A 26,779-nucleotide genomic window follows, 5' to 3' on the forward strand; every position below is an offset into this window, starting at 1 on the left:
GTCAGCGTTCAGACGTCTCCCGCACGGATTCGAAATCCAGCTTCGCCTCGTCCCATCCGCCGCCTAGCGCCGCGATTAGTTGAACGCTGGCGGCGAGCTGATCACCCAGCAGCGTCAGATAGGTCCGCTCGTTATTCAGCGCACTGGTTTGCACGGTGGCAACGCTGAGGAAGTCAACGGTGCCCGCGCGGTACTGATTCTGGATCAGGCGCAGCGATTCCTGCGCGGCCTCCAGTGCCTGCCTTTGAACCACAGCCTCGGCCGCGAGAACACGCAGTTGCACCAGGTTGTCCTCGACCTCACGGAAGCTGTCGAGCACCGTCTGACGGTAGTTAGCCACTGTCAGGTCATAGTTGGCCTCGGCAGCTTCGAGATCGGCACGCCGGCCACCAAAATCAAGCAATGTGACTGCCAGCTGCGGGCCGAGCGACCAGAACCGGTTCGGAAGGCTGATCAGGTCAGTAAAGCGGCTGTTTCGATAGCCGCCGCTCGCGCTCAGTGTCAGGTCCGGGTACCAGGCCGTTTCGGCCACGCCGATCTGTGCATTGGCGGCGATTACCTGACGTTCGGCCGACGCAATATCCGGGCGACGCTCAAGCAACTGCGAAGGCAGTGCCAGCGGCACTGCCGGCAGCTTCGGAATGTCGTCGAGTTCGGCAATGTTCAGCTCCGCCGGCGGCACCCCGATCAGCACCGCGATAGCGTGCTCCATCTGTGCTCGCTGCCACTGCAAGTCGATGGCCTGAGCCTCGGTACTTCGGAGCTGAGTCAGTGCCTGGGTGACATCGGACTTCGGCACGATGCCTGCGCGATACTGGTTTTCCGTCAACCGCAGCGAGCGAGCAAAGGCTTCGACCGTCTGGTTCAGCAAACGCTGCTGTTCATCCATCACGCGCAATCGAAGGTAGGTCTGGACGAGCTCGGATTGCAGGCTCAAGCGGACCGCAGCCAGGTCCGCCGCAGTGGCTTGCATATTGGCTCGGTTGGCTTCCAGATTGCGCCGCAGACGACCCCATACGTCCAGCTCCCAGGCGGCATCGAGCCCCACGCTGTAACTCTCGCTAATACCGCTGACATTGCCGCCGCTCTGTGAGACGGACGTCGTCGAGCGACCCTGCCCGGCACGCGTCGCGCCGGCGCTGCCACCCACTGTCGGGAACAGTTGAGAGCGTGCGCCTCGGACCAGCGCCCGCGCCTGGCGATACTGCGCTTCGGCCGCTGCCAGATTCTGATTGGACAGGTTCAACCGTCCAACCAGCGTGTTCAACTGCGCGTCATCGTATAGCCGCCACCAATCACCGCGCTCCAGCACATCGGCCGGGTTAGCAACCTTCCAACCGTCGGCCTGCTTGAATTGCGCAGCCATTGGCAGCGCTGGACGCTGGTAGTCAGGGCCCAAGGTGCAGGCGCCCAGGGAAAAGGTCATGACCACAAGGGCCAGCGGGCGTAGGGCGTGTTTCAGAGACAACTGACTCATAGCGGATTTTCCAGGGCGGCGTCGGTGCGGACACCGCGCCAGCTGTTGAATCGATGACGCGCGCGGTCCAGATACAGGTAGACCACCGGCGTGGTGTAGAGCGTAAGGATCTGGCTGAGGATCAGGCCACCGATGATCGTCAGGCCCAGCGGCTGGCGCATTTCCGCACCTTCAGCGCCGCCCATTAGCAATGGCAACGCACCGAGGATCGCCGCCATAGTGGTCATCAGGATCGGCCGAAAACGCAACAGGCAGGCCCGACGAATCGACTCATCCGGCGGCAGGTGATCGTTACGCTCGAACTGCAGCGCCAGATCGATCATCAGGATCGCGTTCTTTTTCACCACACCGATGAGCAGGAACAGCCCAAGCAAGGAAATCAGACTGAACTCCTCGCCCGTCAGGATAATTGCCAACAACGCGCCGACCCCGGCAGAAGGCAGCGTGGAAAGGATCGTCAGCGGGTGGATATAACTCTCGTACAGCACCCCAAGCACAATGTAGACGAGCAGCAATGCCCCAAGGATCATGAACGGCTGGCTCTCCTGAGCCGCCTTGAAGACGTCACCCGTGCCACCCAGGCGACCCTGCACCTCACTGGGCAGTCCGATCGCGGCCACTGCCCGCTCGATTGCCCGCGTCGCTTGATCCAGGCTGACACCTGGGGCCAGATCAAAATCGATGTTCTCGGCGGCGAACTGCCCATCATGGCTGACCCGGTCTTCCTCAAGACTCCGCTCGTAACGGGCAAAGGCCGAGAGCGGCACGCGTCGTCCGTCGCTGGTGATCACCTGGATCTGCTCCAACACTTCAGGGTGTTGGGCATAGCTCGGGTCGATCTCCATGACAACCCGGTACTGGTTGAGCGACTCGTAAATGGTGGATATCTGCCGTTGGCTGAAGGCGTTGTTGAGCAAGGTCGTCACCGTGCTCATATCGATGCCAAGCCGCTTGGCCGCGTCACGGTCGATCTTCAGGCTGATCTGCTGGGCGCCCTCGCCTTCGTTGGCGTCGATACTGGTGAGCTCCGGCAAAGCCTTGAGCGCCTGGGTCACTTGCGGCACCCAGGTGCGGAGATCAGCCAGATCGCTGGCCAACAGATTGTAGGAATACGCTGAGCTGCTCTGCCGCCCGCCGCCGAATTGCAGATCCTGATCGGCCATCAGGAACATCCGCCCACCCGGCACTTTTGGCTGGTTCTTACGAATACGCTCGATCACTTCCTGCGCAGAAATCTTGCGCTCATCCAAAGGCTTTAGCCGGACGATCATGAACGCATTGTTGATTCCGCCTTGGCCACCGATGAAGCCCGCCACGCTTTCCACGGCCGGGTCGGCCAGTACTGCCTTGCGGTAGGTTTCCATCTTTGGCTGCATGACCTGAAACGACAAGCCATCGTCGCCGCGAATGAAGCCGGTCAGCTGACCGGTGTCCTGCTGTGGCAGAAAGGTTTTCGGAACCTCGATGTACAGAAAAACATTGAGCCCGATGGTCGCCAGCAGCGTAATCAGGGTGATCCGATGATGGCGCAGCGCCCAGCCGAGAGACCTGTCGTAATGGCCTAGCAGCCATTGGTGGGCATCGTGACTCCAGCGATGCAGGCGACCGTCATGCTCAGGCTGGTGGGGCTTGAGCCAACGTGCGCAGAGCATGGGTGTCAGGGTCAGCGACACCAGCAACGACACCAGAATGGCAGCTGCCAGGGTGATGGAAAACTCTCGAAAAAGCCGTTCGACGAGGCCGCCCATGAACAGAATCGAGACGAACACCACCACCAGCGACAGGTTCATCGACAGCAAAGTGAAACCAACTTCACGGGTACCAATATAGGCGGCACGCATCGGCGGCACACCCTGGTCGATATGGCGTGCAATGTTCTCCAGGACCACGATGGCGTCATCGACCACCAGCCCCGCAGCAAGAATCAAGGCCATCAGCGACAGCACGTTGAGCGAGAAACCGAACAGGTACATCACGGCAAAGGTGCCAACCAGCGATACCGGCACCGCCAGGGCCGGGATCAACGCGGTCCGCACTTTGCCAAGGAACAGGAACACCAGCACGATCACCAGCCCGACAGCGATGAGCAAGGTCCGCTCGGCCTCATGCAGCGTGGCGCGGATCACCGGTGAGCGATCCATTGCGACGGCCATGTTGACACTGCCCGGTACGATCGCCTGCAAGGCCGGCAGCTCGTTGCGGATTCCCTCGATGGTTTCGATGATGTTGGCGCCGGCCTGGCGGTTTATGACCAGCAGCACGGCGCGATCGTTGTTAAAGAAGCCGTCGTTGTAACGATCTTCCACGCCGTCCCTGACCTTTGCGACATCGCTCAAGCGAAGTGCCGCGCCGTCCTGATAGCGAATGATCAGCGGCAGGTAATCTGCGGCTTCATACAGCTGGTCGCTTGCCTGCACCTGCCAGTGGCGGTCGTCGTCTTCGACCATCCCCTTGGGACGCCGGACATTGGCGTTGGCGATGGTTTGGCGGACCTCATCGAGCGAGACGCCGTACTGCTCCAGTTGCTGTGGTTGCAGCTCGACCCGGACGGCAGGCAGCGAACTTCCTCCCACCTGCACCTCGCCCACCCCTGGGACCTGCGATAGCTTCTGCGCCAGAATCGTCGAGCCGATGTCGTAAAGCTGCCCCTTGTTGAGCACCTCGGACGTCAGCGACAACACCATGATTGGTGCCTGTGCCGGGTTGATTTTTCGGTAGCTCGGCATGCTGCGCATCCCGCTGGGCAGCAGATTGCGCGAGGCATTGATCGCCGCCTGCACATCGCGGGCGGCACCGTTGATATCCCGTTCCAGGTCGAACTGGATGATGATTCGCGTCGAGCCCTGGCTGCTACGACTGCTCATCTGACTGACGCCTGCGATGCTTCCCAGGGAGCGCTCCAGCGGCGTCGCCACGCTCGAGGCCATGATCTCCGGGCTGGCGCCTGGCAGGCTTGCCTGCACGGTGATCACCGGGAAATCCATGTTTGGCAGTGGCGAGACCGGTAAGAGACCAAAGCTGACGCTGCCCAGTAGCAGGATTGCCAAGCTCAGCAACATGGTCGCGACCGGACGCGCGATGAAGGGAGCCGAGAGGTTCATGGCTGCGGGTCGCCGCAAACTGGAAAAGCTCGCTCTGCTGCCAGCGTCATGTACGCGCTTCCTGCACAGGCAGCGGCTTGCGGTCGAACCGTTGGCCCAGTCGATCGAAGAACAGGTAGATCACGGGTGTGGTGAACAGCGTCAGCAGCTGGCTAAGCAGCAAGCCGCCAACCAGTACCAGGCCCAGCGGCTGACGCAGCTCGGCACCGGAGCCTGATGCCAGCATCAGCGGCACTGCACCGAACAACGCTGCGAGCGTCGTCATCAGGATCGGCCGGAAACGCAGCAAGGCCGCACGGTAGATCGCATCCTGTGGGCTCATGCCCTGGTGTCGCTCGGCTTCCAGCGCGAAGTCGATCATCATGATGGCATTTTTCTTGACGATGCCAATCAGCAGGATGATCCCGATGATCGCAATCAGCCCCAGGTCGTTGCCGGTCAGCAGCAACGCCAGCAAAGCGCCGACCGCAGCCGAGGGCAGTGTCGAGAGAATGGTGATCGGGTGGATATAGCTCTCATAGAGCACACCGAGCACGATATACATGGTCACGACTGCCGCCAAAATCAGCAGCAATGTGCTCGAAAGCGACGCGCGAAAGGCTTCTGCCGCGCCCTGGAACCGGCTCTGGATTCCTGTTGGCAAGCCGATTTCCGCCTCGACGCTTTCGATGACTTCCACCGCCTTGCCCAGCGAAACGCCGTCGGCCAGGTTGAACGACAACGTTACGGCGGGGAACTGACCAATGTGATTGATCACCAGCGGTGCGCTGCGTTGCTGTAGCGTTGCCAGGCTGGACAGGCGAACCGGGGTTCCGCCCTCGCTCTGCACGTACAGCTGCTCCAGCGCCTGCGCGCCAAGGCGGTTGCCTGCCTCTGCTTCGAGCACAACGCGGTACTGGCTGGCCTGGGTGAAGATCGTTGAAATCTGTCGCTGGCCGAAGGCGTCATAGAGCGCATCGGTTATCGCCGAGATCTCTATGCCCAAGCGGGCCGCGGCATCTCTGTCGATATCCAGGAAGATTTGCAGCCCGTCGCTTTGCAGGTCGCTGGCCACATCGGTCAGCTCCGGGCGTTCACGCAACGCTGCCACCAGACGTGGCGTCCACTCCTGCAACAGTTCACCATCGGGTGATTCCAGGCTGAACTGAAACTGCGTGCGGCTGATCCGATCCTCAATGGACAAATCCTGCACGGGCTGCATGTACAGCGCAATGCCCGGCAGCTTTGCCAGCTCGGGACGCAGGCGGTCAATGACCTGGCTGGCGGTGACATCACGCTCACCGTGGGGTTTGAGGTTAATCAGCATGCGTCCGCTGTTGAGCGTTACGTTGTCGCCATCGACGCCGATGTAGGACGACAGGCTGGCCACTGCTGGATCCGCCAGGATCACGCGCGACAACGATTGCTGACGCTCGCTCATGGCGCGGAAGGAAATTGACTGCGGCGCTTCGCTGATGCCTTGAATCACACCGGTGTCCTGCACCGGGAAGAAGCCCTTCGGCACTGCCAGATACAACACCACGGTCAGCCCCAGCGTGCCCACGGCGACCAACAGCGTCAGGGTCTGATGACCCAGCACCCAGATAAGCCAGCGGGAATAACCGCCTATAAGGCGCTCGACCCAGTCCGGCTTGGACTTTTCAACGGCTGCGGGCTTGAGCAACTTGGCGCACATCATTGGGGTAAGCGTCAGCGAGACCACCAGCGAAATCAGGATCGCCACCGCCAGGGTGATGGCGAACTCGCGGAACAGCCGCCCCACCACGTCCTGCATGAACAGCAGCGGAATCAGTACGGCAATCAGTGACAAGGTCAGTGAGATCAACGTGAAGCCGATTTGCCTGGCACCTTTGAGTGCGGCCTGCAACGGCGTCTCACCCTCCTCCACGTGGCGTGCGATGTTCTCGAGCATGACGATGGCGTCATCCACGACGAATCCCGTCGCAATGGTCAGCGCCATCAACGTCAGGTTGTTCAGCGAGAAACCGGCAAGGTGCATCACCGCGAAAGTGCCGATCAGCGACAGCGGGACTGCTATGGACGGAATGATGGTCGCCGACAGGCGCTTGAGGAATACAAAGGTGACCATGACAACCAGAAAGGTCGCCATCAACAGTTCGTGCTGGACATCGGTGATTGCCGCTCGGATGGTCTGCGTGCGATCAGTCAGCACCACCACGTCGAGGCCGGTCGGCATGCTGGCGGTCACCTCAGGCAACAGTGCCTGAATCCGCTCGACCACCTCGATCACGTTAGCGCCAGGCTGGCGCTGGATGTTCAGCAGCACGGCTTGACTTTGGTTCGCCCAGGCGGCCAGGCGCTCATTCTCAGCGCCGTCGATGATATCGGCGACATCCTTCAAGCGCAGTGTCGCGCCGCCCTCGTAGGTCAGAATAAGCTCAGCGTATTCCTCCGGCGTTTTCAGCTGATCATTGGCATCGAGCATCGACACACGGGTCGGTCCATCGAAATTACCCTTGGGTTGGTTGACGTTGGAGCTGGTCACCAGGGAGCGCACGTCAGCCAGCGACAGGCCGTAAGACGCAAGCGCCTCCGGATTGACCCGTATACGCACTGCTGGTCGCTGGCCGCCGGCGATGCTGACCATACCGACGCCGCTGATTTGCGCCAATTTCTGCGCCATGCGGGTATCGACCAGGTCATGCAACTCCGGCAGGGCAAGGCTTTCCGAGGTCACCGCCAGCGTCATGACCGGCGTGTCCGCCGGGTTGACCTTGTTATAAACCGGCGGTGCTGGCAGATCATTGGGCAGCAGATTGCTTCCGGCGTTAATCGCCGCCTGAACCTCCTGCTCCGCTACGTCGAGCTCCACGTCAAGCGAGAAGCGTAAAGTGATTACCGATGCGCCGCCGGAGCTGGTGGACGACATCTGCGTCAAGCCGGGCATCTGCCCGAACTGCCTTTCCAGCGGCGCAGTCACTGCGCTGGTCATGACTTCCGGACTGGCGCCGGGATACAGCGTCATCACCCGGATGGTCGGATAATCCACCTGGGGCAAGGCGGAAACCGGCAGCATGCGGTAGGCAATCAGCCCGGCCAGCAGAATCGCGATCATCGTCAGGGTTGTGGCCACCGGCCGAAGGACGAACAGCCGCGAGATGTTCATCGCGCCGGACGCTCCTTGGTGCTCTGAGTATCGGCCTCTGGATTCGCAGCCGCTTCGTCTGCAAGTTTCTGACGATCCACCACTTCGACTTCGCTGCCGTCACGCAGGCGGTCGGTGCCCTCCATGACGATTCGCTCGCCGGGGTTCAAACCGTTCACCACGACGGTCCTGTCGCCATTGCTCGGGCCGACTTCGAGCACCCGCAGCTCCACCTTAGAATCCTCACCGACGACATAGGCGTAGTTGCCGCGCGAGCCGAACTGCAGTGCTGCCGAAGGAATCAAAACCGCATCTGGCAAGGTTTCCACACGCAGGCGAACGTTGACGAACTGGTTGGGTATCAACAGCTCGGCCTCGTTATCGAAGCGAGCCTTCATCTTCAGCGTGCCAGTGGTCGTATCGATCAGATTGTCGAGGCTTTCCAGTACGCCTTCACCGAAGAGAGTGCGCTCGCCTCGGTCCCAGGCCTGGACTGAGAGTTCTTCACCGCGGCGGAACCGGGAGATGACTGGAGCCAGCTCATTTTCGGGCAGCGTAAAGGTGATTGCCGTGGGCTGGGTCTGGGTGATCACCACCAACGGCGTAGCCTCGTTGGCACCGACAAGGTTGCCCTGATCCAGCTGACGAAGACCGACGCGACCATCTATTGGCGCGCGAATCTTGGTGAACTGCAGGTTCAACTTGGCCTCGTTGACAGCGGCCTGGTTGGCGGCAAGCGTTCCCTTGTATTGATTGACCAGTGCCTGCTGCGTATCAAGCGTCTGCTTGGCGATGCTGTCGTCGGCGAACAGACCACGGTAACGGTCAAGGTCCAGCTGTGCGTTCTGCAATAGGGCGCGGTTTTGCTGGAGGGTGCCTTCGGCTTGCTGCAGTGCCACTTCATAAGCGCGAGGATCGATGACGGCCAGCAGGTCGCCGGCCTTGACTCGCTGGCCCTCCTCGAAGTGAATCTCCACCAGTTCACCGGCCACGCGGCTGCGCACGTTGACGGTATTGAGCGGTGTAACGGTGCCGAGCGCCTTGACGTAGACCTCAAACTCACCTCGTTCCACCGGGGCAACCCGCACGGGCGTGGGGCCACCAAATGCGCCGAAAGCCGGACGTCCACCCGCCTGCTGAGGCGGTGTCTCGGCGGCGCTTGGCCATAGCCACGAGAGCAGCAGCACAATGGCTACCACCACACCGCCGATGATTAGCCAACGCCGCATGGAGCCCGCAAAAGAAGTAGTAGCCTCGGACATGAACTGGGTTCGCCTGAAAATGAGCGTGAACCATAAGCAGTCGCGCTCCGCTCGCAAAGGGGATTTACGGCATTTTTACGTATCCGGCTTTGTCTCGATCCAAACCAAGATGCCAAACGCTCCGCCCCGGCGCAGGAACCATGCCTGAGCCATTCAGTCTATATATCGTTCGACGGGACGCTGGCCAATGTGGCGCAATGGAATCGTCCCGTATTCGATGAGGCATGCCGCTATTTTTCAGGCCGTCCGATAATGGTCTGCACAGGATCAAGGAATGAACGCATCACTGGTCATCCTGGCGTTAACCGTCGCCAGCTTTCTATTGGGTTTTCTACGCGACCTGTTTATCGCCAAGTCTTTCGGACTGAGCTGGGAAGCGGACCTGATATTTGTCGCACTCATCCTGCCGATGTTCTTCGAGAACTTCCTCGGCCTCGCCCTGCGCGATGCGATGATTCCGTACCTACAGAAGCTACGCAGCCAGTCCGAAGCCCTGTTTGAGACTGTCAGCCGCTGGCTCTACTGGCGAGTGATGCTTATGGGCGCGGCGGTTAGCGCAGTCGCCATTGTCGGAAGTTATTGGATTCTCAACGTGCTGGCGCCCGGCTGGACAGACGTCCAGGTTGCTTCCGGCCAGATCGTGTTCTGTGTTGGGGCGCTTCTGGTCGCTGTTCAGGCGGTCCTCTATTGTCAGGGTGCGTTACTCAATATGGACGAGGTATTCGTCCTGCCAATGACGCGTACGGTGCTCCTCAACGCCGGTGCGATCATTGGCATCCTGTTGTTTGACCCCACCGGCATGGTGATCTTCATCGGCATGCTGCTGCCTCAATTGGCCTTGATTCTGGTGCAGCATCGACATATCGCGTACCTACGAGGCGACAGCAAAGTCGAGACAAAGGGGCATGCAGGTGGCTTCGGCCTAGCGTTCGCACCCGTACTGCTGGCAGCCGGCGCGCAACAAGGCTGCATTCTTGCCGAGCGGATGTTCGCCTCCTTCCTGGAGGAAGGCAGTATTACCATGCTGTCGTTTGCATTCCGTATCGTCACCATTCCGCTCACGCTTTACGCCTTGTCGGTGCTTTCGGTGCTCTTCCCCCGCTTCGTCTCGAGCTGGAACGATGTGGATCTCAGTGGCCATGCTGCCGTGATTCGCAAAGGATTGCTGGCGACACTGCTGTTTCTCGTTCCAGCGTCCGTGGTGCTCTGTTCATTCCCCCAACCGGTAGTCTCAGTATTACTGGAACGGGGTCAGTTCGGCGCAACACAAACCGACGCTACGGCCTCGCTGGTGGTCCTGTATGCTCTCGGCCTCCCCGCGATGGGCTTGGCGCTGCTATGGGGACGCGCGCTCCTGGCGCAGCATCAATCACGGTTGTTCCTGATGATCATGCTGGTCAGTTCTGCCTTTACGATCGGCCTCGATGCGCTGCTCTACGGCCCCTATGGGGCCGAAGGTCTGGCCATTGCGTTTACCTGCGGCGTGACCCTGCAGGCGCTCTTCATGGGACTGTACGTCTACCGTGCCTCACCAGCAGGTCTTGCACCTGGCGTACTGGGCCGCTGGCTCATTACCGCCGTCGCGATCGCAACCGCACTGCATTGGTTGCCTTCCCCACACGGGCTCCTGCAGCTGTGCATATATATCGCCCTGGTGCTCTGTGCCTTCGCCCTGGGCGTAGTGCTTCTCGGCGAACGGGATCTGTTCAAGCCGGCGTACTGGTCCATGAAAAAAGCCTGACGGCAATTTTTGCTGTCACTTAGTCCCATAGCGCCCAGCTTTGTCTGTAGATACATGATGTGCTACTTTTAACTCTACAGACACAGCCAGGTAGCTTAACTATGGCAGCAGTTCTTCAAGCACAGGCATTCACGAAGGACCAGTGCGCAACCGGTCTACGGGCTGCGGTGAACATTCTGGAAAAATGGCAGGCAACTACCGATCAGGCCTGCACGATTCTTCGGATATCACGTAGCACCCATAATCGCGCTAGGTCAGGCGATGCTAGTTGGTCGGTCAGCCTCGACCAGGACCAGATGCAACGCATCAGCTTCGTCCTGAACATACATGCCGCGCTTCGGCTTGTTTTCGATAATCCGGAGAACATGTATGGCTTTCCGGCGATGGCCAACCATAACGAGTTCTTCAATGGCCGCTCACCGCTGGAAATCATGGCTCAGGGTGACATGGTCTCTCTGTACGAATCGTTCCGCCGCATCGATAGCCTACGAGGCGCTCAGTGGTAAGCCCGAGTCAGCTGCCCAGACTAGCTGATGTCGAACAACAGGCCTATCGGCTGGTTAACTCGAAGTTTCCGCCCATTGCTTTGTTCGATGATGTCGCCGATGCCGACGAGTTCGAAACGCTCTACCAGTTACAAGCCCTGACCAATCCACGGTTACGAAACGAGACGGGACACCTGGAGCTGATCGCGCGCGCTGAAATACCCTTCGGCATACCCGGCTGCTCATACGCCACAGCGCCGTTTACCCATGTAAACCCGGCCGGCTCGCGTTTCAGCGACGGCAGCTTTGGCGTGCTTTATCTGGCCAGTACGATGGATACGGCGCTTGCTGAAGTTCGCCATCACCAGGACCTCTATTGGTCGAAGGTGGTTGGACTGAGCTATGAGCGCTTTGTTTTCCGAGGCTTGTCGTGCCACTTCAGCGAAGCCGGGATGCTCGATGCAATGTCAATCCCAATGACGGATCCGCTCTATGACCCTGACGACTATTCGAGCGGTCATCACCTGGGGCAACTACTCAGAAAAGGTCGCACCCCCGGCTTGCGTTATCACTCCGTTCGCAAAGCAGGCCAACACTGCTGGGCATTGATGACACCAAAGCCGGTCACTTCGATCATTCAAACCGAACATTACGAGATGGTCTGGAACGGTCGCATCTCAAGCGTCAGCTCAATTACTGCCATCTAAACCACCTTGCAGACCGACCGCACGCCTCGGGCACAGAACCATATCGGAAGCAGTAGAGAAACCGCTAAAGCGCCCAGCGCACCCTCCCCTGAGTTTTGCCAATACCGCACACCCCAAAGCCCATGCAGCAGAACGCGCCTCGGGCTGGTCCGATCCATAACGGGCGGCTCAGTCTCGCCGAATTGTCAGGGGAGACAGACATGCAACACCTTGATCTGCAGGTGATCAATCAGGCGCTTAAATGGGCCTCGGACGGACATGACATATGGTTTTGTACCGTGTTGTCGACCTATGGCTCGGCGCCGCGAGCACCGGGCGCCCTCCTGGCAGCCCGGGCAGACGGTGCCCACATTGGCTCATTGTCCGGCGGTTGCGTCGAGGAGGAGTTTCTCGCCTGCCTGGCGCAAGGCGAGTTGCAAGCGCCGGCCCAAATCATTCGCTACGGCGAAACCGATGATGACCGGCGGCGCCTAAAGCTGCCGTGCGGCGGCATTCTGCAAGTACTGGTGGAGCGCCACGCACCGAGCGCAACATGGCGGACTCACTTAATCACGCTACAAGCCGCCCTACAAGGCCAGCAGCGTTTGCTGCGACGAGTAGACCTGACGACCGGCGCCGCTGAACTGCTGCCCGACCGAGGTGGTGAGCAGACCCTCCTTGAGGGTGAGCAAGTAGATATCCGTATCGGCCCTGCGCTTCGGCTGCTGCTCGCAGGTGTATCGCCTGTTGCACAGGCGTGCGCGAGCTTTGCTCGGGCGCTTGGTTGCGAAGTTATTGCCTGTGATCCCCGCGACGAAATGCAGGGCACGCTGATCGAAGGCATCGAAGTGCAGCCGGTATTGCCCTCCGTGTTTATCGCTTCCGGCGCGTGTCACGAGGCCACCGCAGTGGTCGCGCTAACGCACGATCCACGCATTGATGACCTCGCGCTTATGGAAGCGGTACGAACTCCAGCGTTCTATATCGGTGCTATGGGGTCGCAACAGACCTCCGCCAAGCGAGCCGAACGGTTGCAGCGCGTGGGTGGACTCGACGAACAGCAAATTGCGCGCATCCACATGCCCATCGGGCTGGATCTCGGCAGCAAGACACCCGCTGAGATTGCCCTCTCGGTGATGGCTGATGTGCTGCGGGTCTATCGAGGTAAAGCTCGAGACGCGCTTTGAAAAGAGGTGTCGGAAACCATCAGCGCTGCTAGCAACGAGTGTCCGCTGTAGGACACTTGCAGGCGACTTCCTGCGATTGAATCACTGTCATAAACATCTGAGTTTTTCAGCGAGGCCGTGAAAGCCCCGCCGCGCTTGCCCTGCGCGCGTTATCCACAAAAGCTGTGGATAAGTCTGTGAACAGATGATGGATGATTCGCTCAAACGCCCGACTGACGTGGCTTTGGTACAGATCGTCGAGTTTTCAACCATAACCAAAAAAAGCTTTTAATTCAGTCACTTAAACTAATTTGCATAGCAGTCAAAACGATGCAGGCTTTAACCAGAGAGCTTTCCGCCCTCCGTGTGCATAACAATTCTTGTCAACGACTTTTTTAGACAAAATTTGCACTTGTAGCCTAGACACAGCTCCCAATTTGCTCTCTACGATTTCGCCTTGATGGCAGCTCAATAAATCGCCACGCCGGCATAACAAGCCAAAATGCCACCACTGAACGATCATCCAGCCGCTCTTGCCGACTCGATCCGTCGCACTTTGGAGTATTGCCAGCGTTTGCCCGGCCAAAAGCTCGTGATTAAAAAGACAGGGCCTAGCGTCTGCCCAGTCGCTGGCGAAGCTGTGGGGGCAATAGATAACCCGGCTAAGCAGAGAAATGCTCTTTGAGCCGTAAAGAGGCACAGCGGATTTTGATGAAAGCAGTCCGGGATTAACGCGCGCAGAGACGCAGAAATCGAAGGGCCCCGATTCTCATTTCCCAGATACGCGAAAGCCCCGATTAACGGGGCTTTCAGCGTTTTAGATGGTGCGGACGGAGAGACTCGAACTCTCACACCTTGCGGCGCCAGAACCTAAATCTGGTGTGTCTACCAATTTCACCACGTCCGCAAACTTCTAAACGAAAACGCCAGGCTGCGCCTGGCGTTCCGGAATATGGGGTGGACGATGGGGTTCGAACCCACGACCGCAGGAGCCACAATCCTGTGCTCTACCAACTGAGCTACGCCCACCATATTGCCTTGCTTGTGCCAGAGCCCAAAATGGCGCACCCGGCAGGACTCGAACCTGCGACCATCCGCTTAGAAGGCGGATGCTCTATCCAGCTGAGCTACGGGCGCTTTATATCTGCATCCAGCTGAGCGCAGACTTCAAGCTCCGGCCAGTGAAGGCGTGGCCTTCAAAAGCCGCCTTACCCAGCAGCAAGCTGTGCTCGACAAGCGGGGCGAATCTTAATGGCCTGGCTTCACCTCGTCAACAGCTAAACCAAAAAAAATTCAGCCTGGTAAAGGAGTTACGGGAATCCCCCACCGTGTCGCCTTTGCCGAACGGTGCCGCCGTGCGAGAATGCGCGTCCTTTTTCAGTCCTTCTCGATGGTTAATCACGCGTCATGACCGCAAAACTGATCGACGGTAAACAGATCGCTGCCAATGTCCGCCAGCAGATTGCCGGCCGGGTTGCCGAGCGCTCCAAGCACGGGTTACGAGTACCTGGCCTGGCAGTGATTCTCGTGGGCACGGACCCGGCCTCCCAGGTCTATGTGGCGCACAAGCGCAAGGATTGCGAGGAGGTAGGATTCAAGTCCACCGCTCATGATCTGTCCGCTTCGACCAGCCAAGATGAACTGCTGGGTTTGATCGATCAACTCAACGATGACCCTTCGATCGATGGCATTCTCGTGCAGCTTCCGTTGCCTAAGCATCTGGATGCATCGCAACTGCTCGAACGTATTCGACCGGACAAGGACGTGGATGGATTCCATCCCTACAACATCGGCCGTCTCGCCCAACGGATGCCTTTGCTACGCCCCTGCACACCCAAAGGCATCATGACCCTACTCGAGAGCACTGGCGTTGACCTTCATGGCCTCAACGCAGTGGTGGTGGGTGCGTCCAACATTGTCGGCAGGCCCATGGCACTGGAGCTATTGCTGGCAGGCTGTACGACGACCGTCACCCATCGCTTCACCAATGACCTGGATGACCACGTCAAGCGCGCCGATCTGATCGTGGTCGCGACCGGCATAACAGGTCTTGTCAAAGGTGAATGGATCAAGGAAGGGGCCATCGTGATTGATGTGGGAATCAACCGCCAAGCCGACGGCAAGCTAGTGGGTGATGTCGAGTTCGATGTGGCAGTGCAACGCGCTGGCTGGATTACCCCGGTTCCCGGCGGTGTGGGCCCGATGACCCGTGCGTGCCTGTTGGAAAACACGTTGCATGCCGCTGAACACCTCCATGACTGAAGCCGACGCCTAAACCCGAAGCTTATGTCAAGCAAAACGGCACCCCCCAGGTGCCGTTTTTTTACCCGCTAATCGCGTCTATCGCGCCTGCTCCCAAGACTTGATCAGCTCGTCATAGCTGACGGTCTGCCCTTGTGGTTTTTCATTGTCCAGTTTGGGCTTAGGCGCCCCGGCTTGGCTCAGCCAGTACTCCGGATCACGCGGTTCGTTCAGTTTGGGCCCACATTTAGGTTGCACATTGGCGCGTTCCAATCGAGCCATCATGGTGTCCTGCGCTTCGGCAAGTCCGTCCAGCGCTTCCTGGGGCGTCTTGTCGCCACTGGCCGCTTCGGCAATGTACTGCCACCAGAGCTGCGCCAGACGTGGGTAGTCCGGCACATTGGTTCCGGTCGGTGTCCACTGAACGCGTGCCGGGCTGCGATAGAACTCAACCAGCCCACCCAGTTTTGGCGCTGCCTCGGTCATGGCTTGCGAGTTGATGTCGGACTCGCGGATCGGCGTCAGCCCCACCAACGTCTTTTTCAAGGACACCGTTTTGGCCACGGTAAATTGCGCGTAGAGCCAGGCGGCCAGACGTCGTTCCTCGGGCGTTGAAGTCAGGAACGTCCAGGAGCCGGCATCCTGATAGCCGAGTTTCATGCCCTCCTCCCAGTAAGGCCCTTTGGGCGACGGCGCCATCCGCCACTTTGGCGTACCGTCTTCGTTCACCACCGGCAGCCCCGGTTTGGTCATGTCAGCTGTAAAAGCGGTGTACCAGAAGATTTGTTGGGCGATGTTGCCTTGCGCCGGAACCGGGCCCGCTTCCGAAAAAGTCATGCCCTGAGCTTCGCGCGGTGCGTACTCACGCATCCAATCGACATATTTCTGCGTTGCATAAACCGCCGCAGGGCCATTAGTGGCGCCACCGCGCGCCACGCTTGACCCGACCGGGTGACAATCTTCAACGCGGATGCCCCATTCGTCCACCGGCAACCCGTTTGGAAGCCCTTTGTCGCCGGCACCCGCCATGGAGAACCAAGCATCGGTGAAGCGCCAACCAAGCGAAGGGTCCTTCTTGCCGTAGTCCATATGGCCGTAGACCCGCTGCCCGTCGATCTCCTTTACGTGTTTGCTGAAGAACTCGGCAATGTCTTCATAGGCGGACCAGTTCACAGGTACACCAAGCTCATACCCGTAGCGCTCTTTGAACTGCTTTTTCAGGTCAGGCCGTTCGAACCAGTCAGCACGAAACCAGTACAGGTTGGCGAATTGCTGAACCGGCAACTGGTAGATCTTGCCGTCGGGACCGGTGGTGAACGAGATACCGATGAAGTCGTCCAGATCGAGCGTTGGGAGTGTGTAGTCTTTGGCCTCACCTTCGATCATGTCGCTGATGGCCACGGCCTTGCCATAACGGAAGTGCGTGCCGATCAGATCCGAGTCGTTGATGTAGCCGTCGTAGATATTTTTGCCAGACTGCATCTGTGTCTGCAGCTTCTCAACGACATCGCCCTCCTGCATCAGGTCATGCCGCAGCTTGATGCCAGTGATTTCACTGAACGCACGGGCCAAGGTCTTGGACTCGTATTCGTGCGTGGTGATGGTTTCCGAGGCGACATTGATTTCCATGCCGCGGAACGGCTCGGCCGCTTTGATGAACCAGCGCAGCTCTTCCATCTGCTGCTCAGGCGACAGGGTCGACGGATTGAATTCGGATTCGATCCATTTCTTCGCCGCATCTTCATAGGCATCGGCCCAAGCCGATCCTGAAATGCCGGACAACGTCAGCAGGGCCGCGAGCGCCATGCCATGTCGGGTGTTGTTTTTATTCTCGAACATACACACCTCCTTTGGGTTTTTCGGAGGGATGAACCCGAAGGCTCAGCCCCAGCGCATCACTGCAAACAACCAGACGAGAGACAGCGCGGACGCTATCCAGATGCTCCAGTCGGTCAGGCCTATCAGCAGAAGATGCCAATAAGCGCTGCCTAAAAGTCCAATAAACAGCCGATCGCCGCGCGTGGTCACGATTGGCAGAAAGCCTTTACGCGGCAGACAGGGCCTCCTCAGTTCCCATGCGCTCATCAACGCCAGCATCACGCCAATCACAGCGAAGAAGGCTGCCGTAGGGGCGGTCCAGGCCATCCAGTTCATCTGCGAACTCCTATACCCGGCCAAGGGCAAAGCCCTTGGCAACATGATTGCGAACGAACCAGATCACCAGCATGCCGGGCAGAATTGTCAGCACGCCGGCGGCGGCCAGAACACCCCAGTCGATCCCCGATGCGGAAACAGTTCGTGTCATCACCGAAACGATCGGCTTGGCGTCAACCGAAGTCAGCGTGCGCGCCAGCAGCAGCTCCACCCAGGAAAACATGAAGCAGAAGAAAGCCGTGACGCCGATGCCTGAGCCAATCAGCGGAATGAAGAGCTTCACGAAAAATTTCGGAAAGCTGTAGCCGTCGATGTAAGCCGTTTCATCGATTTCCTTGGGTACACCGGACATGAACCCCTCAAGAATCCACACCGCCAATGGCACATTGAACAGGCAATGCGCGAGCGCCACGGCTATATGCGTGTCGAACAGGCCGATCGATGAGTAAAGCTGAAAGAACGGCAACAAGAAGACGGCCGGTGGCGCCATCCGATTGGTCAGCAGCCAGAAGAACAGGTGTTTGTCACCGAGAAACCGAAACCGGGAAAAGGCATAGGCGGCGGGTAGTGCGACAGCCAGCGAAATGATCGTGTTCAGGCACACGTAATACAGCGAGTTTATGTACCCGCTGTACCAGCTCCGGTCGGTGAAGATCACCCGGTAGTTTTCCAGCGTAAACCCCTGCGGCCAGAGCGTCAGCCCACCGAGAATTTCGGTGTTGCTCTTGAACGACATGTTGATCAGCCAGTAGATCGGCACCATCAGAAACAAGATGTAGACGATCAGCACCACTCGCTTACGCAGGTTCATCAGCAGACCCTCATTTTTGATCGCCATGGGTCATGGCCGTGTAGAACAACCAGGACACCAGCAGGATGATCAGGAAGTAGATCAGCGAGAACGCCGCAGCCGGCCCCAGATCGAACTGGCCGACCGCCATTTTGGTCAGGGTCTGGCTGAGGAAGGTCGTTGCATTGCCCGGCCCACCACCGGTGAGCACGAAAGGCTCGGTATAGATCATGAAGCTGTCCATGAAGCGCAACATCACGGCGATCAGCAGCACGCTCTTGAGCTTGGGCAGCTGTATGTAGCGGAACACCGCCCAGCTCGACGCCCGGTCGATGCGAGCCGCCTGGTAATAGGCATCGGGAATGGCTCGCAGGCCCGAGTAACACAGCAGCGCGACCAGCGATGTCCAGTGCCAGACGTCCATCACCAGCACCGTCAGCCAGGCATCTCTTGTATTTGATGCATAGTTGTAGCTGATGCCCAGCTCGCGAAGGCTGTAACCCAGCAAACCGATATCCGCGCGGCCGAAGATCTGCCAGATGGTTCCCACCACGTTCCATGGAATCAACAGTGGGATCGCCATCACGATCAGGCACAGAGAAGCCCAGCGCCCACGTGTCGGCATCGCCAGCGCAACCGCAATCCCGAGCGGAATCTCGATCAACAGCACGCAGCCCGAAAAAATGAACTGCCGCAGCAGCGAATCGTGCAGCCGGGGATCATTGAGTATCTGCCGGTACCAATCCGCGCCAACGAAGAAGCGTGTCGAGGAGTCGAAGATGTCCTGCACCGAATAGTTCACCACGGTCATCATCGGCAGGATGGCGCTGAAGGCGACCAGCAGGAAAACCGGCAGGACCAGCCACCATGCGCGATTGTCATGAGTCTTTGTCATGGCAGCTCCTCCACCAGCTTGTCGTCGGCATAGAGCATCAACCACTGCGCCGGGAAACCCACCCAGGCCTCCCCTTTCGGAACCGCTTGATCCTCAGGCAAACGTGCCTTGATCAGATGCCCTTGCAGGCGAAGCGTGAGGATCTTGTATGTACCCAGATCCTCCACGCGTACGGCCTCGGCCCGCATTGCACCAGCACCCGGCTCCTCACTGACCTGAACGAACTCGGGGCGAATGCCAATCTGCAGGCGCCCCGTGGCCAGGCTCGGGAGTCGCGCGGCCAGCGCAGCCGAAAGTGGGAGGCGCAGACCACCGAAACTGACACCATCGTCCTGGGCATCCACTTCGATAAGGTTCATCCCCGGGCTGCCCACGAAATAGCCTACAAAGGTGTGCTGGGGCCGCTCGAAGAGTTCTCGCGGCGTACCGAACTGGACGATCTGCCCGCCGTACATCACTGCAATCTTGTCAGCGAAGGTCGACGCCTCCAGCTGGTCATGCGTGACGTAAATCATGGTGATATTGAACTGCTCATGGATCTGCTTGAGCTTGCGTCGCAGCTTCCACTTGAGGTGGGGATCGATGACCGTAAGCGGCTCGTCAAAGAGGATCGCCGAGACGTCGTCCCTGACCAGGCCCCGCCCCATCGAGACCTTCTGCTTCTCATCGGCCGTCAGGTTGTGAGCCTTTCGTTTGAGCAGCGGATGGAGATCCAGCACCTCGGCTATTTCATGCACTTTGCTGGTGATGCGCGCCTCGGCGATGCCTTGATTGCGCAGCGGGAAGGCCAGATTGTCGAAGACAGTCATGGTGTCGTAGACGACCGGAAACTGAAAAACCTGGGCGATGTTGCGTTGCTGCGGCGTCAGGGTGTTCACCTTGCGCGTATCGAACAGCACCTCGCCCTCGGACGGGCTGAGCAATCCCGAGATGATGTTGAGCAAGGTCGACTTGCCGCATCCAGACGGACCCAGCAGCGCATAGGCGCCGCCCTGCTCCCACACGTGGTCCATCTCACGGATCGCATAGTCGGCAGCGCCCTGCGGCTGGCTGCTATAGCTGTGCGCAAGATTCTGCAAACGAATTTCTGCCATAACGATGCCCTCAGCCGCGTCGAGACGGTGCCTGGGCCAGCCGGCCCGAGGCATCGAAGACGAACAATTTGTGAGTCGGGATATACACGCGGATCGGCGAATCGACGTGATAGTCGTGAACGCCTTGCAGGTGCAGCACCAGGCTGAGGTGCTCGTTGCGCACATGTAGAAAGGTTTCCGAGCCGCTGATTTCTGCCAACTCGACAAGGCCAGACACTTCCAGATCATCGTCATTGGACGGCACCAGACCGATATGACTGGGCCGAATCCCGAAGCGGTACTCGCCCTTGTCCAATCCACTCAGGTCATTGTTGAGCGGGAAATGCATGCGGTCCTGAAAACTTACCTCGTTCGCCGCGATCCGCCCCGGTAACAGATTGATCGGAGGCTCGGAAAACAGCTCGGCACTGAGCACTTGGTTGGGGCGGTGATACACCGCTGACGTCGGTCCGCTCTGTATCACTCGACCTTCGTGCAAAACGGTTGCGGTCCCGCCTAGCGCGAGAGCCTCGTTCGGTTCAGTGGTTGCGTACACCGCGATGCTGCGGCGAGTTTTGAACAGCTCGCGCATTTCCTGACGGAGCTCTTCACGCAGTTTGTAGTCGAGGTTCACCAACGGCTCGTCAAACAGGACCAGATCGGCGTCTTTAACCAAGGCCCGCGCCATGGCTGTTCGCTGCTGCTGCCCCCCGGAAAGCTCGAGCGGGTGTTTGTGCAGGAAGGCTTCGATGTGCAACATCTCGGCGGTCTCGCGCACCTTGCGTTCGATCTCCGCTTTCCCCACACCGGCCTGTCGCAACGGTGACGCGATGTTCTCGTACACAGTCAAGGTGGGGTAATTGATGAACTGCTGGTAAACCATCGACACATTGCGCTTGCGCACAGGCACGCCGGTTACATCGGCGCCGTTCATCACGATTCGACCGCGAGTCGGCTTGTCGAGACCCGCAATGAGCCGCATCAGCGAGGTCTTGCCTGACAGCGTTCGCCCGATCAGGACATTGAACGAACCGGGTTCGAAACTGATGCTGGCGTCGTCGATGTGAATCTGACCGTCGACAGACTTCGTTACGTGTTCCAGGGTGAGGGACATGCCGCATCCTTCTAGTTGTTATGGAAGGACCCTGAGCGATATCCATGCCAGCTACGCTCTACCGCTCTAGCGCGCATCCCTGTGCGCAGACAGCTGTTGTTAAGTGTTCAAAATGAACAGTTCTGAACATTGACAGTGAACAGAAATGAACAAGACTGTTCATGGCACCGATGGCGGCAACACCAAAACAACAAGAATATGCAGCGATAAGAGGCGATATGGCCAACCCAGCCCAGCCCATCTCACACCAAGCTCTGGTAGAAGGTTCCTGGAGCCGTTGCGAACGCTACGGACTCAACCCGCTCAGCATTCCAAGCTTCGGCGACCCGACGGAGCGAGACGTCAGCGTACTGCTGGAGCGTCAGCGAAGCCTGGTCCAGACCACACAGCGCGAAGTACTTCCTTATTACGAGAATATCCTTTCGAATTCGAGCTGCCTGATCCTGCTGGCGGACAGTGCGGGCCAGCTGCTCGAATCCTGGGGCGACCGGCGTTTCGTCGAGCCTGCACAGCAGTGCGGATTCAAACCGGGCGCCAGCTGGATGGAACGGGATACCGGAACTAATGCGATCGGCACCGCGCTGGCCAGCGGGCAGGCGGTACATATCCAGCGAGACGAGCACTTTCTCAAGGCCAATCGTTATCTGTCCGGCGCGGCGTCACCGATCTACGACGCACAACGCCAGCTGATCGCCGTGCTCGACGTATCCAGCGACAGCTATCTGCCGCCGTCGCATACGCTGGGCATGGTCAAGATGATGAGTCAGTCGGTGGAAAACCGACTGATCCTCAACCTGTTCCGCGACGACTATTTTCAGCTGACCTTCAATACCGGCCAGGACAATCTTGATAGCCAGTGGGCCGGGTTGCTGGTCTTCGACGAGTCCGGGCTAATCGTCTCAGCCAATCGACGTGCAGACAATTTGCTTGGCATGGCACTGGCCCGGAGTCGAATCGACAGGTTGTTCGACGTCCCCCTGCAACAGCTGCTCAGTCAGCTAGAAGATCAGCCGATGCTGCTGAGAACAGCCGGCAATCACCGTTTTCATGGCCTGGTTCGACGCCCACAAAAGCCCTCGATCCAAGCTCGTGATTTCCGGAAAACAACAAGCAAACCAGAGCGTACCTTAGACCTCTCTAGCCTCGACCACGGCGACCCACAGGTTCATAAAGTAATTCGCCAGGCACAGCTCATGCTGGAAAAGGACATTCCGATTCTGGTCAATGGCGAAACGGGCGTCGGAAAGGAAGTGCTGGTCAAAGCACTGCATGCTGCCAGCTCAAGGGCAAACGCTCCGTTGATCGCCGTTAACTGCGCGGCGATTCCCAGCGAGCTGATCGAATCCGAACTCTTCGGCTACGAAAAAGGCGCGTTTACCGGCGCACATCAGAAAGGAAGCCTCGGCCTGATCCGCAAAGCAGACGGTGGCGTGCTGTTTCTCGACGAGATCGGGGATATGCCGCTGAGCTTGCAGGCGCGCCTGTTGCGCGTCTTGCAGGAGCGCAGCGTTCAGCCACTGGGCGGTGGTGAGCCCTATCCAGTCGACTTTCGATTGATCTGTGCAACCAACCGTTCGCTGCGCAAGGAGGTTGAGAGTGGTCATTTTCGTCAGGACTTGTTTTATCGGGTCAGCGGCCTAAGCGTTGAATTGCCACCCCTTAGAGCGCGCCACGACAAGCATGCGCTTTTCCAGCAGATATGGGAGCAGTACCGGGAGCCCCAGCAGTGGGCAGGGTTCAGTCCAGAAGTGCAGCGTGTGCTGCACAGTCACCCTTGGCCGGGAAACATCCGCCAGTTAAGCAGTGTCGTGCAGGTTGCGCTGGCATTGGCTCAGGATCAACCGATCCGTCTGGAACATTTACCGGATGATTTTCTTGCTGATACGGACTTAAGGCCGACGAACCAAAGCAATGCCGGGCCTACTCCACCGACAGGCACGATGCCGTCCTTTCAGATAGCTGCGAATGAGCCGCTCCGGGCACAGTTCGAAGCTTGTCGCGGCAACGTTTCGCACCTGGCGCGGCATCTCGGCGTGAGCCGTAACACCCTATACAAGCGCTTGCGGGCCGAAGGGCTTTATCCAACATAAGTTTGCTGGGAGGCGAGCTTCCCACAGAAATGAGAATGACCTAACCAAGGAGCCGAATGCGCCAGCATGCCGCCTGAACGGTTATCACAGCGAACATCGTAGACAACGAATGAAAAGACCGCATCCAGGCGCGTGCAGCCTGAAATGCGGCCTGTAACTGACAGTGCGCTTTAGTCGCCAAGTCGCCAGATTGTGCCGCCTTTCCCATCTTCGAGAACGACACCCATGGCGGTCAGCTGGTCGCGAATCCGGTCTGACTCCGCCCAGTTCTTGTCAGCGCGAGCCTGGAGGCGCGCGGCAATCAGTGCTTCTACCTCAGCGGCATCCACTTTGCCCGCTGCTCCTGCTTGCAGGAACACGTCTGGATCCATCTGCAATATACCGAGCACGTTGGCGAGCGCCTTGAGTCGCGTGGCAAGGCAAGCCGCAGCCTGCAAATCCGCATCGCGTAGACGGTTGATCTCGCGAACCATCTCGAACAAGACCGCGCAGGCTTCGGGTGAGTTGAAGTCATCATCCATTGCCTCGCCAAAGCGAGCCGCGAAGGTATCGCCACCCTGCGCCGTTGCCTCAGGCAGGCCTCTGAGGGCGGTATAAAACCGCTCCAGGGCGCCCTTGGCTTCCTTCAAACTGTCTTCGGAGTAATTGATCGGGCTGCGATAGTGGCTTGAGACGAGCAGGTAGCGAACCACTTCCGGCTGGTACTTCTCCAGCACTGCTCGGATGGTGAAGAAGTTGCCTAACGACTTCGACATCTTCTCGCCGTCGACACGCACGGCACCGGCATGCATCCAGGTATTGGCGTATTGCTTGCCAGTTGCAGCCTCACTCTGGGCGATCTCGTTCTCGTGATGCGGAAATACGAGGTCAGGCCCACCGCCATGAATATCAAACGTGTCGCCCAGGCAGCAGGTGGACATGACGGAGCATTCGATGTGCCAGCCCGGACGGCCTGCGCCCCAAGGCGATCCCCAACTCGGCTCGCCCGGCTTGGCGGCCTTCCAGAGCACGAAATCCAACGGATCTTCCTTGGCTTCGTCGACCTCGATACGCGCGCCGATCTTGAGGTCTTCGATCTTGCGCCGCGACAACTTGCCGTAGCCGGCAAACTTGCCAACCCGGTAGTACACGTCGCCATTGCCCGGGGCGTAGGCAAAACCCTTGTCGATCAGCGTCTGGATCATGCCGTGCATGCCAGCAATGTGGTCGGTAGCCCGAGGTTCGATGTCCGGACGCAGCACGTTGAGCCGTGCCTCGTCGTCATGCATGGCCGCGATCATGCGGCCTGTCAGCGTCTCGAAGGTTTCGTCATTCTCCTGAGCTCGGCGAATGATCTTGTCGTCGATGTCGGTAATGTTGCGCACATAGGTCAAGTCGTAACCGCTCTGACGCAGCCAGCGCGAGATGACGTCGAACGCCACCATGACCCGTGCATGTCCGATATGGCAGAAGTCATAGACAGTCATGCCGCAGACATACATACGCACCTGGTTTCCGCTCAATGGCTTGAGCGGTTCCTTGGTTTTACTCAGCGTGTTGTAGATCGCCAGCGCCATTACTGGCCTCCCCAGGAATCACGCAGCGTTACAGTACGGTTGAATATCATAGCGTCCGGCCGGCTGTCCTTGCGGTCAACACAGAAGTAGCCTTCGCGCTCGAACTGGAAGCGATCCTCAGCCTCGGCAGAGGCCAGCGATGGCTCGGCGCGACAGCCCTTCAGCACCACTAGCGAATCGGGGTTGATGTTGTCCAGGAAGCTGCCGCCGTCCTCATCCTTCTCGGGATTGGCTGAGCGGAACAGGCGATCGTACAAACGCACTTCGCATTCGACGCTCTCAGCAGCCGGCACCCAGTGAATAACACCTTTGACTTTGCGGCCCTCCGGGTTGTTGCCCAGGGTGTTTTCGTCGTAGGTGCAACGCAGCTCGATGATGTTGCCCTGCTCGTCCTTGAGCGCTTCATCGGCACGGATCACATAGCTACCACGCAGACGCACTTCCCCGCCCGGAATCAGCCGTTTGAAACCGGCCGGCGGCACCTCTTCGAAATCGGTGGCGTCAATGTAGATTTCCCGCGAGAACGGCAGCTGGCGCACGCCCATGTCGTGCTTTGGATGGCGCGGCAGCTCCAGATTCTCGGTCTGACCCTCGGGATAATTGGTGATGACGACCTTCAACGGATTGAGTACGCACATGGCCCGCGGCGCGTTGGCGTCCAGATCTTCACGGATCGCAAATTCGAGCATACCGATATCGACCACGCCGCCCGCGCGGTTCACGCCGATCATGTCGCAGAAGGTACGAATCGACGCTGGGGTATAACCGCGTCGACGATAGCCTGTGAGCGTCGACATGCGCGGATCGTCCCAGCCGCTGACGTGCTTTTCATCAACCAGCTGCTTGAGCTTGCGCTTGCTGGTGATGGTGTAATTCAGATTCAGCCGCGCGAATTCATACTGGCGCGGACGTGCCGGAACCGGGAGGTTCTCCAGAAACCAATCGTAGAGCGGGCGATGGTCTTCAAACTCGAGTGTGCAGACCGAGTGGGTGACGCCTTCGATGGCATCTGACTGGCCATGGGTGAAGTCGTAGCTCGGGTAGATGCACCAGTCGTTTCCGGTCTGGTGATGATGGGCATGGCGAATCCGGTAGAGGATAGGATCGCGCAGATTCATGTTCGGCGAGGCCATGTCGATCTTGGCGCGCAGCGCCTTGGCGCCGTCCGCAAACTCTCCGGCCTTCATCCGCGCGAACAGATCCAGATTCTCTTCCACCAAGCGATCGCGGAACGGGCTGTTCTTGCCCGGTTCGGTGAGGCTGCCGCGGTACTCTCGGGCTTGCTCTGGCGTCAGGTCGCACACGTAGGCCTTGCCCGCCTTGATCAGCTCGACAGCCCAATCATGCAGCTGGCCGAAGTAGTTCGAAGCGTAACGCTCTTCGCCCGCCCACTGAAAACCGAGCCACTGAACATCGCTCTTGATCGCATCGATGTATTCCTGGTCTTCTTTCGCCGGGTTGGTGTCATCGAAACGGAGATTGCACTCGCCACCAAACTCCTTCGCCAGACCGAAGTTCAGGCAGATCGACTTGGCATGGCCGATATGCAGGTAGCCATTGGGCTCTGGCGGGAAGCGGGTGATGATCTTGGCATGCTTACCCGATTCCAGGTCGGCCTGGACGATCGGGCGGAGAAAATTGGTGGCTGCGGTAGTCTCAGGCTTGCTCATGGTGTCCTTAACGATCTGCGAGTGTGCGGCTCAGGGTAGGCCCGCCAAATCAAAGCGCCTATCATAGCGGACCCGTCAACCCCCTGACAGAGCAAAGCGCCTGCCGTGCAGCGCCCTTCAGCCGCAGCGCTTACCCATTGTCGGCACGACGCGACCTTCCCTCTTCTTCATT

General features: G+C 58.9%; 18 protein-coding genes and 3 tRNA genes. 6 read left to right on the plus strand and 15 right to left on the minus strand.

The genetic code is table 11. The features are described 5' to 3' along the window. Position 1 precedes the first annotated feature (1 nt). From AAGW23_RS17830 to AAGW23_RS17845, 4 genes are read right to left on the minus strand one after another with little or no spacing between them, the layout of a single operon-like run. Positions 2-1,477 carry an efflux transporter outer membrane subunit gene (locus AAGW23_RS17830; protein WP_342407670.1) on the minus strand — a complete coding sequence of 492 codons (1,476 nt, stop codon included), beginning with the start codon at positions 1,475-1,477 and terminating at the stop codon, positions 2-4. Next, positions 1,474-4,578: an efflux RND transporter permease subunit gene (locus AAGW23_RS17835; RefSeq protein ID WP_342407671.1), complete on the minus strand. Its 3,105-nt coding sequence runs from the start codon at positions 4,576-4,578 to the stop codon at positions 1,474-1,476. The genes AAGW23_RS17830 and AAGW23_RS17835 overlap by 4 nt, the downstream gene beginning before the upstream one ends. Positions 4,579-4,624: 46 nt before the next feature. Then, complete coding sequence (locus tag AAGW23_RS17840; RefSeq protein ID WP_342407672.1) at positions 4,625-7,705, minus strand: MdtB/MuxB family multidrug efflux RND transporter permease subunit; 3,081 nt, start codon at positions 7,703-7,705, stop codon at positions 4,625-4,627. After that, the gene (locus AAGW23_RS17845; RefSeq protein WP_342407673.1) at positions 7,702-8,946 is read right to left on the minus strand and encodes an MdtA/MuxA family multidrug efflux RND transporter periplasmic adaptor subunit; all 1,245 of its coding nucleotides are present in this window, start codon (positions 8,944-8,946) and stop codon (positions 7,702-7,704) included. The genes AAGW23_RS17840 and AAGW23_RS17845 overlap by 4 nt, the downstream gene beginning before the upstream one ends. Positions 8,947-9,220: 274 nt before the next feature. Between AAGW23_RS17845 and murJ the strand changes: the two genes are divergently transcribed. The 4 genes from murJ (at position 9,221) to AAGW23_RS17865 (ending at position 13,045) form a co-directional block, all read left to right on the plus strand. Next, positions 9,221-10,687: a murein biosynthesis integral membrane protein MurJ gene (gene murJ, locus AAGW23_RS17850; protein WP_342407674.1), complete on the plus strand. Its 1,467-nt coding sequence runs from the start codon at positions 9,221-9,223 to the stop codon at positions 10,685-10,687. Positions 10,688-10,788: 101 nt separating this feature from the next. Beyond that, on the plus strand, positions 10,789-11,193 hold the full coding sequence (locus AAGW23_RS17855) for an antitoxin Xre-like helix-turn-helix domain-containing protein (protein ID WP_342407675.1): 405 nt from the start codon (positions 10,789-10,791) through the stop codon (positions 11,191-11,193). Continuing rightward, a complete protein-coding gene (locus AAGW23_RS17860; protein WP_342407676.1) occupies positions 11,187-11,879 on the plus strand; it encodes an RES family NAD+ phosphorylase in 693 nt (230 codons plus the stop codon). Before AAGW23_RS17855 ends, AAGW23_RS17860 begins: the two co-directional genes overlap by 7 nt. A gap of 200 nt (positions 11,880-12,079) precedes the next feature. Beyond that, complete coding sequence (locus AAGW23_RS17865) at positions 12,080-13,045, plus strand: XdhC family protein (RefSeq protein WP_342407677.1); 966 nt, start codon at positions 12,080-12,082, stop codon at positions 13,043-13,045. An 801-nt stretch (positions 13,046-13,846) separates the two neighbouring features. Here the strand turns inward: AAGW23_RS17865 and AAGW23_RS17870 are convergent. From AAGW23_RS17870 to AAGW23_RS17880, 3 genes are all read right to left on the minus strand, one after another. Next, positions 13,847-13,931, minus strand: a tRNA-Leu gene (locus tag AAGW23_RS17870). 46 nt (positions 13,932-13,977) lie between these two features. Next, positions 13,978-14,053: transfer RNA gene (locus tag AAGW23_RS17875), tRNA-His, on the minus strand. 31 nt (positions 14,054-14,084) lie between these two features. After that, positions 14,085-14,161, minus strand: a tRNA-Arg gene (locus tag AAGW23_RS17880). Between the two features lie 270 nt (positions 14,162-14,431). Here AAGW23_RS17880 and folD point away from each other — a divergent pair. Further along, positions 14,432-15,286 carry a bifunctional methylenetetrahydrofolate dehydrogenase/methenyltetrahydrofolate cyclohydrolase FolD gene (gene folD / locus AAGW23_RS17885; protein ID WP_342407678.1) on the plus strand — a complete coding sequence of 285 codons (855 nt, stop codon included), beginning with the start codon at positions 14,432-14,434 and terminating at the stop codon, positions 15,284-15,286. Positions 15,287-15,364: 78 nt separating this feature from the next. Here the strand turns inward: folD and AAGW23_RS17890 are convergent, their stop codons facing one another. From AAGW23_RS17890 to AAGW23_RS17915, 6 genes are read right to left on the minus strand one after another with little or no spacing between them, the layout of a single operon-like run. Next, positions 15,365-17,104 carry an ABC transporter substrate-binding protein gene (locus AAGW23_RS17890; protein ID WP_342407679.1) on the minus strand — a complete coding sequence of 580 codons (1,740 nt, stop codon included), beginning with the start codon at positions 17,102-17,104 and terminating at the stop codon, positions 15,365-15,367. Positions 17,105-17,146: 42 nt separating this feature from the next. Then, on the minus strand, positions 17,147-17,419 hold the full coding sequence (locus AAGW23_RS17895; RefSeq protein WP_342407680.1) for a DUF2160 domain-containing protein: 273 nt from the start codon (positions 17,417-17,419) through the stop codon (positions 17,147-17,149). A 10-nt stretch (positions 17,420-17,429) separates the two neighbouring features. Then, positions 17,430-18,230: a carbohydrate ABC transporter permease gene (locus AAGW23_RS17900; protein ID WP_342407716.1), complete on the minus strand. Its 801-nt coding sequence runs from the start codon at positions 18,228-18,230 to the stop codon at positions 17,430-17,432. Between the two features lie 10 nt (positions 18,231-18,240). Next, positions 18,241-19,104, minus strand: a complete 864-nt coding sequence (locus tag AAGW23_RS17905) for a carbohydrate ABC transporter permease (RefSeq protein ID WP_148924154.1) — start codon at positions 19,102-19,104, stop codon at positions 18,241-18,243. After that, complete coding sequence (locus AAGW23_RS17910) at positions 19,101-20,198, minus strand: ABC transporter ATP-binding protein (RefSeq protein ID WP_342407681.1); 1,098 nt, start codon at positions 20,196-20,198, stop codon at positions 19,101-19,103. Before AAGW23_RS17910 ends, AAGW23_RS17905 begins: the two co-directional genes overlap by 4 nt. 10 nt (positions 20,199-20,208) lie before the next feature. After that, positions 20,209-21,291: an ABC transporter ATP-binding protein gene (locus AAGW23_RS17915; RefSeq protein ID WP_342407682.1), complete on the minus strand. Its 1,083-nt coding sequence runs from the start codon at positions 21,289-21,291 to the stop codon at positions 20,209-20,211. 218 nt (positions 21,292-21,509) lie between these two features. Here AAGW23_RS17915 and AAGW23_RS17920 point away from each other — a divergent pair, with 218 nt between their 5' ends. Then, a complete protein-coding gene (locus AAGW23_RS17920; RefSeq protein WP_342407683.1) occupies positions 21,510-23,381 on the plus strand; it encodes a sigma-54-dependent Fis family transcriptional regulator in 1,872 nt (623 codons plus the stop codon). 170 nt (positions 23,382-23,551) lie between these two features. On the opposite strand, the gene cysS is transcribed toward AAGW23_RS17920, so the two are convergent. Then, a complete protein-coding gene (gene cysS, locus AAGW23_RS17925; RefSeq protein WP_342407684.1) occupies positions 23,552-24,937 on the minus strand; it encodes a cysteine--tRNA ligase in 1,386 nt (461 codons plus the stop codon). After that, entirely contained in the window at positions 24,937-26,607 is a 1,671-nt protein-coding gene (locus AAGW23_RS17930; protein WP_342407685.1) for a glutamine--tRNA ligase/YqeY domain fusion protein, read from the minus strand. Before AAGW23_RS17930 ends, cysS begins: the two co-directional genes overlap by 1 nt. Positions 26,608-26,779: the final 172 nt, after the last annotated feature.

Origin of the sequence: Stutzerimonas chloritidismutans (genome assembly GCF_038562055.1) — a bacterium.
Lineage (GTDB): Bacteria > Pseudomonadota > Gammaproteobacteria > Pseudomonadales > Pseudomonadaceae > Stutzerimonas > Stutzerimonas chloritidismutans_A.